The following is a 14,635-nucleotide window of genomic DNA, read 5'->3' on the forward strand; positions in this document are numbered from 1 at the left end:
CGCGTTGACGCCTTGTCTAGGCTGAGGCCGTGAAGTTCCTCGCCTGGCTCCTGACCAACGCCGCTGCGCTGGCTGTCGCGGCATGGCTCCTGGACGGCATCAGCTTCGAGGGCTCCGACTGGCAGGCGAAGATCCTGCCCCTGCTGCTGGTGGCCCTGATCCTCGGCCTCGTGTCGATGTACGTCGAGCCGGTGGTCAAGTTCCTCTCGATCCCGTTCATCATCTTGTCCATCGGCCTCTTCCTGCTGGTGATCAACGCCCTGATGCTGATGCTGACCGCTTGGATCGCCGACAAGGTCGACATCGGCTTCCACGTCGACGGCTTCTGGAACGCACTGTTCGGCGGCATCATCATCACGCTGGTCTGCGGCTTCATCGACGTGGCCGTGCTCGAGGACGACTGATGCCGCTGCCGCTCCCGCGCACCCACGGCACCTACCGCGTCGCCCTGGTCTGCCTGGGCAACATCTGCCGCTCCCCCATCGCCGACGTCGTGGTCAACCACCGGCTCGACGAGGCCGGGCTGGCCGACCACGTCCATGCCGACAGCTACGGCACCGCCGGCTGGCACGTCGGCAAGCCGATGGACCCACGCTCGGCGGCGGTCCTGACCACCCACGACTACGACGCCACGCAGCACCGGGCCCGGCAGTTCGACGCCGACGTCGTGTCGTCGTACGACCTCGTCCTGGCGATGGACCACGACAACGTGAGTGACCTCGCCGCGATCGGGGTCCCCGCCGACCGCCTGCGCCTGTTCCGCGACTTCGACCCGACACCCGGCGACGGCGTCGTCCCCGACCCCTACTACGGCGGCGACGACGGTTTCCGCGACGTGCTCGCCATGGTCGAGCGCACCGCACTCGGCATCACCCACGCACTGCAGCAGGAGGTCGTCCGTTCATGACGCGCAACTCCGCCACCGCTCGCAAGGCCGAAGAGCTCCTCGACGTCCAGGTCGTGGCCACGGCGCCGGTCGCCGGCGGTGACATCTGTACGGCGACCAGGCTCAAGCTCTCCGACGGACGTTCGGCGCTGATGAAGACCCACGTGCACCCACCCGAGGGGTTCTTCGCCGCCGAGGCCCGCGGGCTGCGCTGGCTGGGCGAGTCCGGGGGCGTCGCCGTCCCCGACGTGCTGGCCGGCGACGCCGACTGCCTGATCATCTCGTTCGTCGAGACCGGGAAGCAGACGCCCGACGCCGCGGTGGAGTTCGGTCGCGCGCTGGCCGCGACCCATGCCGTCGGCGCCACCGGCTTCGGCGCCGACGCCGACGGCTTCATCGGGCGACTGCCGATGCGCAACACCGCAGCCGACACGTGGGCGGAGTTCTACGCCACCCGCCGGCTGTTGCCCTACCTGAAGCTGGCCCGCGACCGTGGTGCGATCGACGAGTCGGGTGCGAGGGGCATCGAGTCGCTCGTCGGACGACTCGCCGACCTGGTCCCGGTCGAGCCCCCGGCCCGACTGCACGGCGACCTCTGGAACGGCAACGTGCTGTGGGGCACCGACGGGCACATCCACGTGATCGACCCCGCGGCGTACGCCGGTCACCGCGAGGTCGACCTGGCCATGCTCTCGCTCTTCGGCATGCCCCACCTGCCGCGTGCCCTCGACGCCTACCACGAGGCCGCGCCGCTCGCCGACGGCTGGGAGGACCGGCTCGGATTGCACCAGCTCTTCCCGCTGCTGGTCCACGCATGCATGTTCGGCGGCGGGTACGGCGCCCGCGCGGCCAGCGTCGCGGCGCGCTACTGAGCGCGATTCTCAGCCACGCCTCAGGAGTCTTTGGCACAGTGGTGTCGTGAACAGTGCTGCACCCAAGCCCCACGTCCTCGTCGTCGACGACGACCGGGCCGTCCGTGAGTCCCTCCGGCGCTCCCTCGAGTTCAACGGATTCACCGTGTCGATGGCCGAGGACGGCGCCCAGGCCCTGGCCGGGATCGGCAACCTGCGACCCGACGTCGTCGTGATGGACGTGATGATGCCGCGGCTCGACGGCATCGAGGCGACCCGGGCACTGCGCACTGCGGGCAACGACGTACCGATCCTCGTGCTGACCGCGCGCGACGCCGTGGGTGACCGCGTCGACGGCCTCGACGCTGGCGCTGACGACTACCTCACCAAGCCGTTCGCACTCCAGGAGCTCCTCGCCCGGCTGCGCGCACTGCTGCGCCGCGTCGTACCCCACGACGAGCTGGTCGACGAGACGCTCGCGTTCTCCGACCTGACCCTCGACCTGGCCAGCCGCGAGGTGCGCCGCGGCAAGCGCGCCATCGAGCTCACCCGCACCGAGTTCGCGTTGCTCGAGATGTTCATGCGCCGTCCCAAGCGGGTGCTGGAGCGCTCGTTCATCCTCGAAGAGGTGTGGGGCTACGACTTCCCCACCACTGCGAACTCCCTCGAGGTGTACGTCGGCTACCTGCGCCGCAAGACCGAGGCCGAGGGCGAGGCCCGGCTGCTGCACACGGTGCGCGGGGTGGGCTACGTGCTTCGGGACTCCCCGTGACGGGCAGCCGAATCTGATGGGCCGACTCTGATGGGCCTGTCGCCGCGCGAGCCGAGCCGGTGGCACTACCGCCGCAGCCTCGCCAGCCGGGTCACCCTGCTCACCACGTTCGCGGTGGGCCTGACGGTCGCCGTCCTCGCCCTGGGTGCCTACGTGACCGTGCGCATGCAGATGCAGGCCAGCCTCGACGCCTCACTGATCGACCGGGCCCAACGCGCCTCTCAGGCTCCGACCCTGTCCGAGCTGACCGTGGAGATGCGCTGGCCGTCGTGGGCGTTCGGCGCCGCCGACGTCCGTATCGCGTTCATCCGCCAGGACGGCAAGACCTGGTCGATCGACGACGGCCCGGTGCTCAAGCTCGGTGGCGACGAGATCGACGTCGCCAGGGGCGACGCACACAGCTCGATCCGCACCATCGAGGCCGGTGACACCCGCTACCGCGTGGTGACCGTGCCGACCCGCGACGACGGTGTGGCGCTGGTGATCGCCCAGTCGCTCGACTCCCAGGAGACCGTGCTCGGGCGCCTCGGCATCGTGATGCTGCTCTTCGGGGTGGCCGGCGTGATCGCTGCCGGAGTGGCCGGCTGGGGCGTGGCCCGCAACGGGCTCCGGCCAGTACGCCGGCTCACCTCGGTGGTCGAGGAGATCGGCCGCACCGAGGACCTCACCCCCATCGAGGTCGAGGGCAACGACGAGATCGCCAGGCTCTCCTCGGCGTTCAACACCATGCTGGCCGCGCTCGAGGCCTCCCGCGAACGGCAACGCCAGCTGGTCGGCGATGCCGGCCACGAACTGCGGACGCCGCTGACCTCGCTGCGCACCAACCTCGACCTGCTGCTCCAGGCCGACGCGTCCGGCGGCATGCCGCCCGAGGCCCGCGCCGAGCTGCTCGACGACGTGGGCGCCCAGATCGAGGAGATGACCAACCTGATCGGCGACCTGGTCGAGCTCGGCCGCGACGAGCACGCGCCGCACCAGGTCGAGCTGGTCGATCTCAAGGAGGTGCTCGACCGGGCCATCACGCGGGTACGCCGTCGCGCGTCGAGCATCGACTTCGACGTCGAGGCCGAGGACTGGTGGGTCACCGGCGAGTCGGCCGCTCTCGAGCGCGCCGTGATGAACCTGCTCGACAACGCCGCCAAGTGGAGCCCTGCCGACGGCACGGTGACCGTCCGCCTGGCAGACGGTGTGCTGACCGTCGCCGACCAGGGCCCCGGCATCTCCGAGGCCGACCTCCCCTACGTCTTCGACCGCTTCTACCGATCCACGGAGTCGCGGTCGATGCCCGGCTCCGGCCTGGGGCTCTCGATCGTGCGGCAGACCGCTGTGCGCCACTCGGGGTCGGCCGAGGCGAGCACTCTCCCCGACGGCGGCGCCTGCCTGACGCTGCGACTGCCCGGACGCACCCTGCAGCAGGTCTGACCCGGTGCGCTTCCCTGACCCGGCCACGTCCACGGTGGCCTTCACCGACGTGGCCGGCGAGATCTGGTCCCGCGCCACGACGACCGTGCAACCCGCACCGTCCCCGCGCGTCGTGCTGCTGCTCGCCGTGCTGGCGCTTGCGCTCGTGGTGCACCCACTCAGCTGGCACTGGGTGCGCCACCTGGTCACCGTCGTCCACGAGGCCGGGCACGCGTTCGTCGCCGTCCTCGTCGGCCGACGGCTCTCGGGCATCCGGGTGCACTCGGACACGTCCGGGCTGACCGTCTCGCGCGGGAAGCCGCGCGGCCCCGGCATGGTGGCCATGCTGTGCGCCGGCTACCTCGCGCCTGCCGCCCTGGGCCTGCTCGCGGCGCTGATGCTGGCGAACGGCCGCGCGTTCGGCCTGCTGTGGCTCCTGGTCGCCCTGCTCGTGGTGATGTTCGTGCAGATCCGCAACTGGTACGGCGCACTCGTGCTGCTGGTGATCGGCTCTGCCCTGGTGGGCGTCTCCTGGTATCTCTCCGACACCCTCCAGTCGGCCCTCGCCTACCTGATCGCCTGGGTCCTGCTGCTCGCCGCGCCGAAGCCCGTCGTCGAGCTCATGCGCGAGCACCGCGGTCGCCGTACCGGCTCGGACGCGGACCAGCTGGCGCGCCTCACACCGTTCCCCGCAGGCTTCTGGATGGTGGTCTTCCTGCTGGCGAACGTCGCCGGCCTCGCCCTGGCCGTCGCCACGCTGTTCTGACCTGAACGTCTGACCGGGACGTCTGACCTGGACGTCGATCTGGCCCGACAGGCCGCGGATGAGGGGTTTCCGGGCCGAACATTCACGGCATGATGTCGGCCATGAGCGATGAGAACGCGGGAGACGACTCCAATCCCACGACGGCGATCCGCCCCGGCGCGCGCAAGCACCAGCAGGCCGAGCCGACCCAGCCGTACGCCGCCCAGCCGTACGCCGACCAGCCGCCGGAGCCCGCGTCCCCGGAGGCCGAGCCCAGCGTGGCTCACGCGATCAACGATCCCGGGCCCGACCACGAAACCTCCCCCGTGCCTCCCGCCCAGGCGCCCCAGCAGGCGGCGTACGACGGTCGCCACGCGCACCAGCCCGGTCCCTACGCGCCTCCCCAGGACCAGGCGTCGCCGGCCCCGCAGAGCCAGTTCGCCCCGCCCCAGGATCCTGGCCACCCGGGTCAGCAGGGCCAGTTCGCACCGCCCGGACAGGCCGCCCAGCCCTACGGCCAGGGCCCGCAGCACGCCCAGCCGTGGGAGGCACCCCCGGCGTACCCGACGGGCTATCCCCAGCCGGGGCACCAGGCCCCCCTGGGCCCGCCGACCGAGCACCGACAGACCGGTGGGAGCGGGCGCGGCAAGACCGGCATCGGCCTGCTCGCGGGTGCGCTGATCCTCGGAGCGGCCGCCGGCTTCGGCGGCGGCTACCTGCACGACGAGACCTCCGGCGGCGGAGACGGCAAGGTCGACGCCGGCCAGATCGACATCGCCGGCCTCAACCTCCAGGACCTCGTCTCGGTGCAGAACGTGGCGGAGAAGACCCTGCCGTCGGTGGTCAAGATCGAGGCCTTCGGGGCCTCCAGCGGCAGCACGGGTTCGGGGATCATCATCAGCGACGACGGCCTCATCCTGACCAACTACCACGTCGCCTTCAACGGCATCGAGGGCGACACCACCGTCTACTTCGACGACGGCAGCAGCACCACCGGGTCCTTCGTCGGGGCCGACCCCGACATGGACATCGCGCTGATCAAGGCCGACGACGTCTCCGGCCTGACCCCGATGAAGTTCGGCGCGGCCGAGGACCTGAAGGTCGGCCAGGCAGTCGTCGCGGTCGGCTCGCCGTACGGCCTCGAGTCGACCGTCACCGCCGGCATCATCAGCACCGTGAACCGCCCGGTCAACGTCGCCGGCATGGAGGCCTCGCAGGAGGCCATGGTCTACCCCGCACTGCAGACCGACGCCGCGATCAACCCCGGCAACTCCGGCGGCGCACTGGTCAACATCAAGGGCGAGCTGGTCGGCATGAACTCCGCCAACCGTACGGCGTCCAGCAACACCGGCTCCGAGGGCGACCTCGGCTCGATCGGCATCGGCTGGGCCATCCCGGTCAACGTCATCGCACCGATCGTCGAGGAGCTGAAGAACGGTGACGAGCCGACCCACGCGTGGTTGGGCATCATTCCCGGCAACGCCCGCGAGTCCGGAGTCGCACAGGGCGCCACGGTCGAGGACTTCACCAGCGACAGCCCCGCCGAGGAGGCCGGCCTGAAGCAGGGCGACGTGGTCGTCGCCGTCGACGACTACCCGATCGCCCAGGGCCTCGGCCTGGTCACCACCGCCCTGCAGTACCGCCCCGGCGACAAGGTGAAGCTGCGGGTGCTGCGTGACGGCAAGGAGCAGACCTTCGAGGTCACCCTGGCCGAGAAGGGCCGCCTCTTCGACGACCTGTGAGGCCGGGCATGCAGTGAGCCGTGCAGTCGGCCGTGCCGTGAGCGCAGCGCCGGCGGAGGCCGGGTCGTGCCGCACAGGGCCTCCGCCGCCCCAGTCCAGGCCCGGCCCCGGCTCAGTCGAAGACGCGGGTCAGGCGCTCGGCCTTGAGGCGGGACTCGGCGTACTCCTCGTCGACGTCCGAGCGCACGGTGATTCCGCCGCCGGTGCCGAGGCGCCAGCGTCCGTCGCCGCTGGTGGTCAGGCTGCGGATCACGACGCCGAGGTCGGCCCGACCGTCGCCGGAGATCCAGCCGAAGGCCCCGGAGTAGACGCCACGCGACGAGTCCTCGACGTCGCTGATGATCTCCATGGTGCGCAGCTTGGGCGCGCCGGTCATCGAGCCGGCCGGGAACAGCGCGCGCAGGGCCCCGATCGTGGTGATGTCGTCGCGCAGGTGGCCGCGCACGGTCGACACGAGCTGGTGCACCGAGCTGTAGGTCTCGACGTCCATCAGCACCGGCACCTCGACGGAACCGACCTCGCAGACCATGCCGAGGTCGTTGCGCAGCAGGTCGACGATCATCAGGTTCTCGGCGCGGAACTTCGGGTCCGTGGCCAGCAGCCGGTGCAGCCGCTCGTCGTCCTCGGCGCTCTCCCCTCGCGGAGTGGTGCCCTTGATCGGCTTGGTCTCGATCGCCCGGTGCCGGTCGACGGTCGCGTAGCGCTCGGGTGACGAACTGAGCAGCCAGGCACCCTCGTGCTGCAGGAACCCGGCGTACGGCGCCGGGTTGAGCGCGCGCAGTCGCAGGTACGCCGACACCGGGTCGAGCCCGGACTCGATGGCGAGGCGGTAGGTCAGGTTCACCTCGTAGGAGTTGCCGGCGTGCAGCTCCTCCTGCACCCGCGCGAACTCCGCCGCGTACTCCCCCGGCACGTCGGTGGTCGAGGCCACCTCGGTGGTGGAGGCCTCCTCGGTGGTGGAGAACAACGAGGCCTCCTCGGTGGTTGAGGAGCGAGCGCCAGCGAGCGTCTCGAAACCACCACTCCCCGACACATCCACCTCGGCATGCTCGAAGATCCGCACGTTCCTGGTCCGCATCCAGACCGCGGTCGGCATCGGGTCGTCGGCATCGACGGACGCCGGCAGGTCCGGACGGCTGGCGTAGCCGAAGTAGCCGACCCAGTGCACGTCGGCGCCGTCGCCGGCCGACTCCGCCTCGAGTGCGGCGAAGATGTCGTCACCGACCACCTCACGCGTGCCGGCGGCGACACGGTGCACGAGGCCGGTGCGGGCGTCGTACGTCAGCGAGACGTCGTCCTCGTCCAGCCAGCCCAGGATCGAGCGGCGTCCCGACCAGGGCCGAGCGCCACCACCGTCCAGCCAGAAGCAGCGGTCGTGGGCGGCGGCGATCTCGAGGAAGTGCGGCACCGGGTCGGTCATGTCCGCCCCAGGAAGTTCGCCACGAGCTCGGCGCCGTGCCGGCTGAGGATCGACTCGGGGTGGAACTGCACGCCGTGAAGGGGAAGCGTGCGATGCCGGACCCCCATGACGACCTCCGGCTCACCGGGCTCGCCGTCGCAGGTGGCGGTGACGACGAGGTCGTCGGGCAGCCGGGTCGCGGCCAGCGAGTGGTAGCGCACCACGTCGAACGACGCGGGCAGCCCGGCGAAGACGGACGTGCCGTCGTGCCGGACCGAGGCCACGTCACCGTGGGCCGGGGTGATGCGCTCGACCGTGCCGCCGTACGCCGTGACCAGGCCCTGCATGCCCAGGCAGACGCCGAGCACCGGCGTCGTGCCGGCCAGCAGCACGTCGTTGCCGACCGCGAAGTCGGCCGGGTCGGACGGGTGGCCGGGGCCGGGCGAGAGCACGACATGGCTGAAGCCGAGCAGGTACGCCGCGGACGTGGCGTCGTGCTGCACGACCTCGGGCAGGGCCCCGGTGACGGCGGCGACGAGGTGGACGAGGTTCCACGTGTAGGAGTCGTGGTGGTCGACCACCACCACGTTCGTCACCGCATCGATCACATGCGCAACCTACTGGGTCAGGACCTAGCGCGTCAGCGCCAGACATTTCGGCCGGACGCGCTCGGAGCGTTGTTCACCGCACGCGACGAACTCCTCCAGTCGCCGCTGCAGCCGGCGCACCTCCGCCCGCTTGCCCGGGTCGGCGTAGGAGTTGGTCTGCTCGAACGCGGAGTCCCGGTAGTCGTAGAACTCCCAGGCGTAGTCGGTGCCCTGCCAGTCCGGGTCGAGGTCGAGCCGCACCAGGAGCGCGTCCCGGCTGCGGATCGCGACGTACGACGGGATGACGTCGATCGTGCCGCCGGAGTAGACCCGGTCCGGGTCCAGGCCGAGCGAGGGCGCGTAGGTGTGCTCGAAGAACGCGTGGCGCGACCCCTTCGCGGTCTGCTCGAGCAGGCTGGGCGCGAACGACGTGCCCGAGCGCCAGGGCTCCGGCTCGAGGCCGGCGAGGTCCTCGAAGGTGGCGGCCAGGTCGATGTTGTTGACCACCTGCGGGCGGGTGCCGGCCTCGATCGACGGCCCGACCACCAGGAGCGGCACGTGCGCGTCGGAGTCGTAGGGCGCGCCCTTGCCGCGCTCGAGGTCGTGCTGCCCGAGGTGGAACCCGTTGTCGGAGGTCAGCACCACATAGGTGTCGTCGTCGACGGCCGCCAGGATCCGCTCGACCATGCGGTCGATCGAGGCCACCATGCGGGCCCGGTTGCGCAGGTCGACGACCGCGTCCTCGGGCCACAGCGTGGTGGTCGTCGGCTTCCAGCCCGGGGCCGGGGTGCCGTCGGCGCGCACCGGCAGGTTGTCGGACTGGTCGTCGCCGAACCCGACCAGGTCGTCGAGGTCGAGGTCGCTGCAGTCCACCCGACCACAGTTGCCCAGCGGCCCGGCGTGGCCGGTGCGGTCGCGCATCGCCGGCGGGAAGAGCGGCTCGTCCGGCCACGGGGTGTCACCGTCGACCCGGCTGTGCGGACCGTACGGCGCCACCTCGAGGTAGAACGGCGCGTCGTCGGGGGTGTGGCGCTCGATGAAGTCGAGGGCCAGGTCCTCGGTCACCGTGCCGGCGTACGCCGCGTCCTTCACCTCGTCAGTCGCCGACGCGGGAGGGATCGCATGCTCCCGGACGCGCAGCTCGCCGTCCTCGACGTACGAGCTGGCGAAGCCCCAGCCGTCGTACGCCGAACCGAACAGCGCGTTGAACTCGCTCCAGCCGGCCGGCAGCTCGAGGTCGGTCATGCCCGGTTCGAACTGGTTCAGGTACTTGCCGACGAACCCCGTCGTGTAGCCGCTGTGCTTCAGGTGCGCGTTGACCGAGCGTTCGGGGTTGCCGTAGGCGGAGAACGCCTCCCAACCGCCGATCGGGCCGTAGGGGTTGGGCAGGTTGGCGGTGTTGGTCAGCACGCCGGTCTGGTGCGGGTACTGCCCGGTCATCAGGCTCGACCGCGACACGCAGCACAGGGAGTCGACCACGAACGCCCGGTCGTACGACGCACCCTGCTGCCGCATCGCCTCGGCCGAGCGCATGGTCTGCAGCAGGTCGAGGGAGAAGTCGTCCATCAGCACCAGCACGATGTTGGGGCGGGCCGGGATCTCGACGGGCGCCGCGATCGTGGTGGAGGGGCCGCCGGGCGCGTCGGCGTCGGCGACAGTGCCCTGATGGCGTCCGGTGACGACGACGGCGGCAACCAGGATCGCCAGGAGCGCAAGGGACAACACCCGGAACCGCACTGCAAACCCCCGTCTGGTTCGAGCCTCTGCCCTATAGACGTCGGTGAGGCCCGAAAGGTTGCGCCGGGGGGCGCCCGGGTTGGCTGAGGCTCAGGTCAGGAGTTCGCGCATCAGGTCGTGGATCAGGTCGTAGCCGTTCTCGGTCAGGATCGACTCGGCGTGGAACTGGATGCCCCGGAAGTGCGGCCCGCGGACGAGGTGCACGTCGCCGGTCTCGGGGTCGGCCTCGACCGTGACCCCGTCGGGGGCCTGCCCCTCGACCCGTCCGACGAACGTGTTGTAGAAGCCGACCCGTTCGGTGCGGCCGTCGATCGAGACAGGTGACTGGGTGCCCTGGAAGACGATGTCCTTGTAGGCAAGGGGAATCCCCAACCGCTGGCACAGCGTCTGGTGCCCCAGGCACACCGCGAGGAACGGCTGCTCGGCGGCCAGGAGCGCGTCGACCGCGGTGCGGAACGTGGCGATCTTGGGGTGGTCGCCGTCGCGCGGGTCACCAGGGCCGGGGCCGACGATGACGAGGTCGAACCCGTCGAGCACGCCCGGCGCGTAGTCCTCGTGGCGGACCACGGTCGAGGTCATGCCGAGCACGGTGAGCACGTGCCGCAGCATGTTCACGAAGTCGTCCTCGCCGTCGAGGATCACCGCCGACTTCCCCTTCAGGGCCACGTCGGGCGCCGACCCTTCCTGGTCGGTCAGCCAGAACTTCGAGAGCCGCTGGTTGCGGGCGTTGAGGGCGATCAGCACGTCCTCGTCGCGGGCCAGCTCGCCCAGGCTCTCCGGGGGCGCGGCCGCCGGGGGCACCAGCCCGAACGCGCTGAGGATGCCACCGGCCTTGGCGTGCGTCTCGCGCACCTCGGTGGCCGGGTCGGAGTCGCGCACGAGGGTGGCTCCGGCGACCACCCGGAGCACGCCCTCGGTGCTGACGTCGGCGGTGCGGATGACGATGGGGCTGTCGAGGGTCGGCTGGCCCTCGCCGTCGCGCCCGAAGAGCGCCAGCGCCGCGCCGTAGTAGGCGCGCCCCTCGGGCTCGTAGGCCGCGATCAGCCGGCAGGCGTTCTCGACGGGTGAGCCGGTGAGCGTGGCGGCGTACATCGTGTCGCGCAGCACCTCGCGCGGGTCGCGGTCGGTGCGGCCGGCGAGGAGGTACTCGGTGTGCACGAGGTGCGTCATCGGCTTGAGGAACGGGCCGAGCACCTGGCCGCCCTCGTGGCAGATGTCGCACATCATCTTGAGCTCTTCGTCGACGACCATGAAGAGCTCGTAGATCTCCTTCTCGTCGGCGAGGAACTCCAGCAGCTGAGCCTTGGTCTGCTCCTGCGGCTGCGCCTGCTTGGGCAGGTGGAAGGTGCCCGAGATCGGGTTCATCCGCACGTCGCCGCCCTGGATGCTGACGTGCCGCTCCGGGCTCGCCCCCACCAGGTAGCGGTCGCCGGTGAAGAAGACGTAGGTCCAGTAAGCACCGCGCTCGCGCTCGAGCAGCCGGCGCAGCACGGTCAGGGCCTGGTCGTCGCCCCAGCCGCGGGCCTTGGCACGGTAGTTGCGGGCCACCACGAGGTTGGCGCCCTCACCGTTGCCGATCTCGTGTGCGATGACCTTCTCGACCACACGGGTGTAGTCGTCGTCGCTCGAGTCGAAGCCGCCCGGGTCGTCGAACTCCACCGGTACGTCGGGCAGGGCGGCCAGCAGGTCGGCGTACGCCACGTGTTGCTCGAGGTCGATGTCGACCACGACCAGCGGCGTGCCGTCGTCGATCGCGTCGAACCCGCGCTCCCGGACCTGGCGGTAGGGCACGGCCACCAGCCGGTCGAACTGCCGGCCATCGACGGGGATGCCGGTCTCGAGCGGCACGTCGAGCAGGCTCTCCACGACGGTGCGCCGGCCACCGACCAGCGACAGGGTCGCTGCGTCCTTCTGGCGGACGATGGCCCAGGCCTCGTGGCCCCGCAGCTCCTCCAGCGCAGCGCGCGCATCGGTCGGGGCGGCAGGGTTCTCGGGCATGGCGAGACTCTACTGTCTCCTGGTTGAGTGCTCAGGTGGTGCCCAGGGCAACCACCTGAGCACTCAACCTGCGCGCTTCACCAGCGGGACACCGAGAGCGATCAGGTCCGCCATGACTTCACCCGGTTCGTCGCGGATCTCGACAGCGGCACATCGCGCAATCAATCGCGTGGGGGTGGTGATCCTTCGTTGTCGCCGCATGTCCGCGGAGTACTGCATGACGTCCAGGTGGAAAGCACCGTCGACTTCCAACACCACCACCCGGCCATCGGGGAGGTCCCACTCGCAGTCCGTCCATCTCCGCCTTCCTGCGCGGTCGACGCGGGCTCTTTGCCTGTGCGGCGGCACGACGCCGTAGGAGCGACAGGCTCGCCGTACGTCCATTTCGGCAACCGACTGTGCCCCACCCGCCAAGTCGAGAAGAGTGGCCCGGAAGTCACGGGACCGGCGCAAGGGATTCATCGTGGTCAGACATGCGCCGAGTCGATCCGGTGTGGTCAGACCCTGTTGGACCACGGCGGCCAGAGCACCCTGCGCCGTGCGCTTGCTCCGATCGTAGGCGCCGAAGAGCAGAACTGCCGGCTCGAGACGCAGCAGCGGGAGCGTCACCGGTGCCAGCCACTTCTGGATGGGCCTTCGAGTCCGGACGATGTGCAACTCGGGAACCTTCTCGAAGGAGAGCGCGTCGTCCACGACCACCGTGACGAGGTCGCGATCCCAGTTGCGAAGGCCGTGCACCTTGGCCGCGGTGAGCCCACCGACGGCCGACCCCGGGCCGCAGTGGAGCACTCCGAGCCACAACCGCTGCTCCCAGTTGAGTGGGCCGGTGGTCGTGGTGAGGACTGACTCCGTGCGCCAGCACCATCGGCCGGCAGAGACGTTGGCGCGCACCGCGGCACGAGTCACGCCGAGGGCGTACAGCTGACTGCGGGCCAGGACTCCGTGCTGCAATCCGGCCAGGCTTGACCATGCCTCATCCATGCAATCGATTCTGCGATGGCATGGGACCGGTCTCGCCGGTCATCCACAGGCGCCGAGGTTGAGTGCTGAAGTGGTTGCTAGGGCAGCCACTTCAGCACTCGACCTGGATCAGAGCGCGCGGAGGATGTCCTCCACCCGGTCCTTGGCGTCACCGAAGAGCATCTGGGAGTTGTCCCGGAAGAACAGCGGGTTCTGGACGCCGGCGTAGCCCGACGCCATCGACCGCTTGAACACCACGACGTGCTCGGCGTTCCACACCGTCAGCACCGGCATGCCGGCGATCGGGCTCGACGGGTCCTCCGCGGCGGCGGGGTTCACGGTGTCGTTGGCACCGATCACCAGCACGACCGTCGTGTCGTCGAAGTCGTCGTTGATCTCGTCGAGCTCGAGGACGATGTCGTAGGGCACCTTCGCCTCGGCGAGCAGCACGTTCATGTGACCGGGCAGGCGACCGGCGACCGGGTGGATCCCGAAGCGTACGTCGATGCCCTTGTCCCGCAGCTTGGAGGTCAGCTGCGCGACGCCGTACTGCGCCTGGGCGACGGCCATGCCGTAGCCGGGGGTGATGATCACCGACTTGGCGTGGGTGAGCAGGTCGGCGACGTCCTCGGCGTTGGTCTCGCGGTGCTCGCCGTAGTCGGTGTCCTCCGAGGGGCCGGCCTCGATGCCGAAGCCACCGGCGATCACCGAGATGAACGAGCGGTTCATCGCGGTGCACATGATGTAGGACAGGTAGGCACCCGAAGAACCCACCAGCGCGCCGACGATGATCAGCAGGTTGTTGTTGAGCAGGAAGCCCGACGCGGCCGCGGCCCACCCGGAGTAGCTGTTCAGCATCGAGACGACCACGGGCATGTCACCGCCACCGATGGAGGCGACGAGGTGCCAGCCCAGGGCCAGCGCGACGATGGTGACCACGATCAGAAGCCACAGCTGCGGGTCGATGACGAACCACACGGTCAGTGCGGCGAAGAGCACCAGCGCACCGAGGTTGATGAGGTTCTTGCCCGGGAGCACCAGGGGCGCGGACTTCATCTTCGCCGACAGCTTGAGGTTCGCCACGATCGAGCCGGTGAAGGTGACCGCACCGATGAAGACGCCGATGAAGACCTCGGCGGAGTGGATGCCGAGCAGGTCGGCGTGCTCGAGCACCTTGGCGTCGAAGCGGTGCGGGTGTGCCTCGATGTGCAGGTAGCCGTTCCAGCCGACGAGTACGGCGGCGAGACCCACGAACGAGTGCAGCAGGGCGATCAGTTCAGGCATGCCGGTCATCTCGACCGTGCGTGCCAGTTGCAGGCCGACCAGGGCGCCGACGATGACCGCGGCGATCAGCAGGCCGAGACCGAGGCCCTCGATGTCCTTGTCGATGGCGAGGACCACCGTGGCGACCAGGGCGATCGCCATGCCGGCGATGCCGTAGTAGTTGCCGGCCTTGGCGGACTCATGCTTGGACAGCCCGGCGAGGGCAAGGATGAAGAGCAGGGCGGCTACGACGTACGCAGCGGCCGATGCGGATTCGATGCTCATGATTTCTCA

General features: G+C 70.1%; 13 protein-coding genes. 7 read left to right on the forward strand and 6 right to left on the reverse strand.

Annotated features, from left to right (window positions below):
- Positions 1–29: 29 nt before the first annotated feature.
- The 7 genes from ASH02_RS21995 (at position 30) to ASH02_RS22025 (ending at position 6,397) form a co-directional block, all read left to right on the forward strand.
- Entirely contained in the window at positions 30–404 is a 375-nt protein-coding gene (locus ASH02_RS21995) for a phage holin family protein (protein WP_056683410.1), read from the forward strand.
- The gene (locus ASH02_RS22000; RefSeq protein ID WP_057295451.1) at positions 404–907 is read left to right on the forward strand and encodes a low molecular weight protein-tyrosine-phosphatase; all 504 of its coding nucleotides are present in this window, start codon (positions 404–406) and stop codon (positions 905–907) included. The genes ASH02_RS21995 and ASH02_RS22000 overlap by 1 nt, the downstream gene beginning before the upstream one ends.
- Complete coding sequence (locus tag ASH02_RS22005; RefSeq protein WP_057295452.1) at positions 904–1,758, forward strand: fructosamine kinase family protein; 855 nt, start codon at positions 904–906, stop codon at positions 1,756–1,758. Before ASH02_RS22000 ends, ASH02_RS22005 begins: the two co-directional genes overlap by 4 nt.
- 46 nt (positions 1,759–1,804) lie before the next feature.
- Complete coding sequence (locus tag ASH02_RS22010; protein ID WP_056683418.1) at positions 1,805–2,509, forward strand: response regulator transcription factor; 705 nt, start codon at positions 1,805–1,807, stop codon at positions 2,507–2,509.
- A gap of 30 nt (positions 2,510–2,539) precedes the next feature.
- Positions 2,540–3,931 carry a sensor histidine kinase gene (locus tag ASH02_RS22015; RefSeq protein ID WP_056683422.1) on the forward strand — a complete coding sequence of 464 codons (1,392 nt, stop codon included), beginning with the start codon at positions 2,540–2,542 and terminating at the stop codon, positions 3,929–3,931.
- Between the two features lie 4 nt (positions 3,932–3,935).
- Entirely contained in the window at positions 3,936–4,676 is a 741-nt protein-coding gene (locus ASH02_RS22020; protein WP_235539097.1) for a M50 family metallopeptidase, read from the forward strand.
- 101 nt (positions 4,677–4,777) lie between these two features.
- Positions 4,778–6,397 (forward strand): S1C family serine protease, encoded by a 1,620-nt coding sequence (locus ASH02_RS22025; protein ID WP_082620990.1) that lies wholly within the window; start codon positions 4,778–4,780, stop codon positions 6,395–6,397.
- A 112-nt stretch (positions 6,398–6,509) separates the two neighbouring features.
- Here ASH02_RS22025 and pabB read toward each other — a convergent pair whose 3' ends face one another.
- From pabB to pntB, 6 genes are all read right to left on the reverse strand, one after another.
- A complete protein-coding gene (pabB, locus tag ASH02_RS22030) occupies positions 6,510–7,817 on the reverse strand; it encodes an aminodeoxychorismate synthase component I (protein ID WP_057295454.1) in 1,308 nt (435 codons plus the stop codon).
- On the reverse strand, positions 7,814–8,404 hold the full coding sequence (locus tag ASH02_RS22035) for an anthranilate synthase component II (RefSeq protein ID WP_057295455.1): 591 nt from the start codon (positions 8,402–8,404) through the stop codon (positions 7,814–7,816). The genes pabB and ASH02_RS22035 overlap by 4 nt, the downstream gene beginning before the upstream one ends.
- 24 nt (positions 8,405–8,428) lie before the next feature.
- A complete protein-coding gene (locus tag ASH02_RS22040; protein ID WP_156409831.1) occupies positions 8,429–10,105 on the reverse strand; it encodes a sulfatase-like hydrolase/transferase in 1,677 nt (558 codons plus the stop codon).
- Positions 10,106–10,210: 105 nt separating this feature from the next.
- The gene (locus ASH02_RS22045; protein WP_056891583.1) at positions 10,211–12,118 is read right to left on the reverse strand and encodes an anthranilate synthase family protein; all 1,908 of its coding nucleotides are present in this window, start codon (positions 12,116–12,118) and stop codon (positions 10,211–10,213) included.
- Between the two features lie 63 nt (positions 12,119–12,181).
- Positions 12,182–13,099: a hypothetical protein gene (locus ASH02_RS22050; RefSeq protein ID WP_057295457.1), complete on the reverse strand. Its 918-nt coding sequence runs from the start codon at positions 13,097–13,099 to the stop codon at positions 12,182–12,184.
- A gap of 108 nt (positions 13,100–13,207) precedes the next feature.
- Entirely contained in the window at positions 13,208–14,626 is a 1,419-nt protein-coding gene (gene pntB / locus ASH02_RS22055) for a Re/Si-specific NAD(P)(+) transhydrogenase subunit beta (protein WP_200950085.1), read from the reverse strand.
- Between the last annotated feature and the right edge of the window lie 9 nt (positions 14,627–14,635).

Origin of the sequence: Nocardioides sp. Soil796 (genome assembly GCF_001429525.1) — a bacterium.
Taxonomy (GTDB): Bacteria; Actinomycetota; Actinomycetes; order Propionibacteriales; family Nocardioidaceae; genus Nocardioides.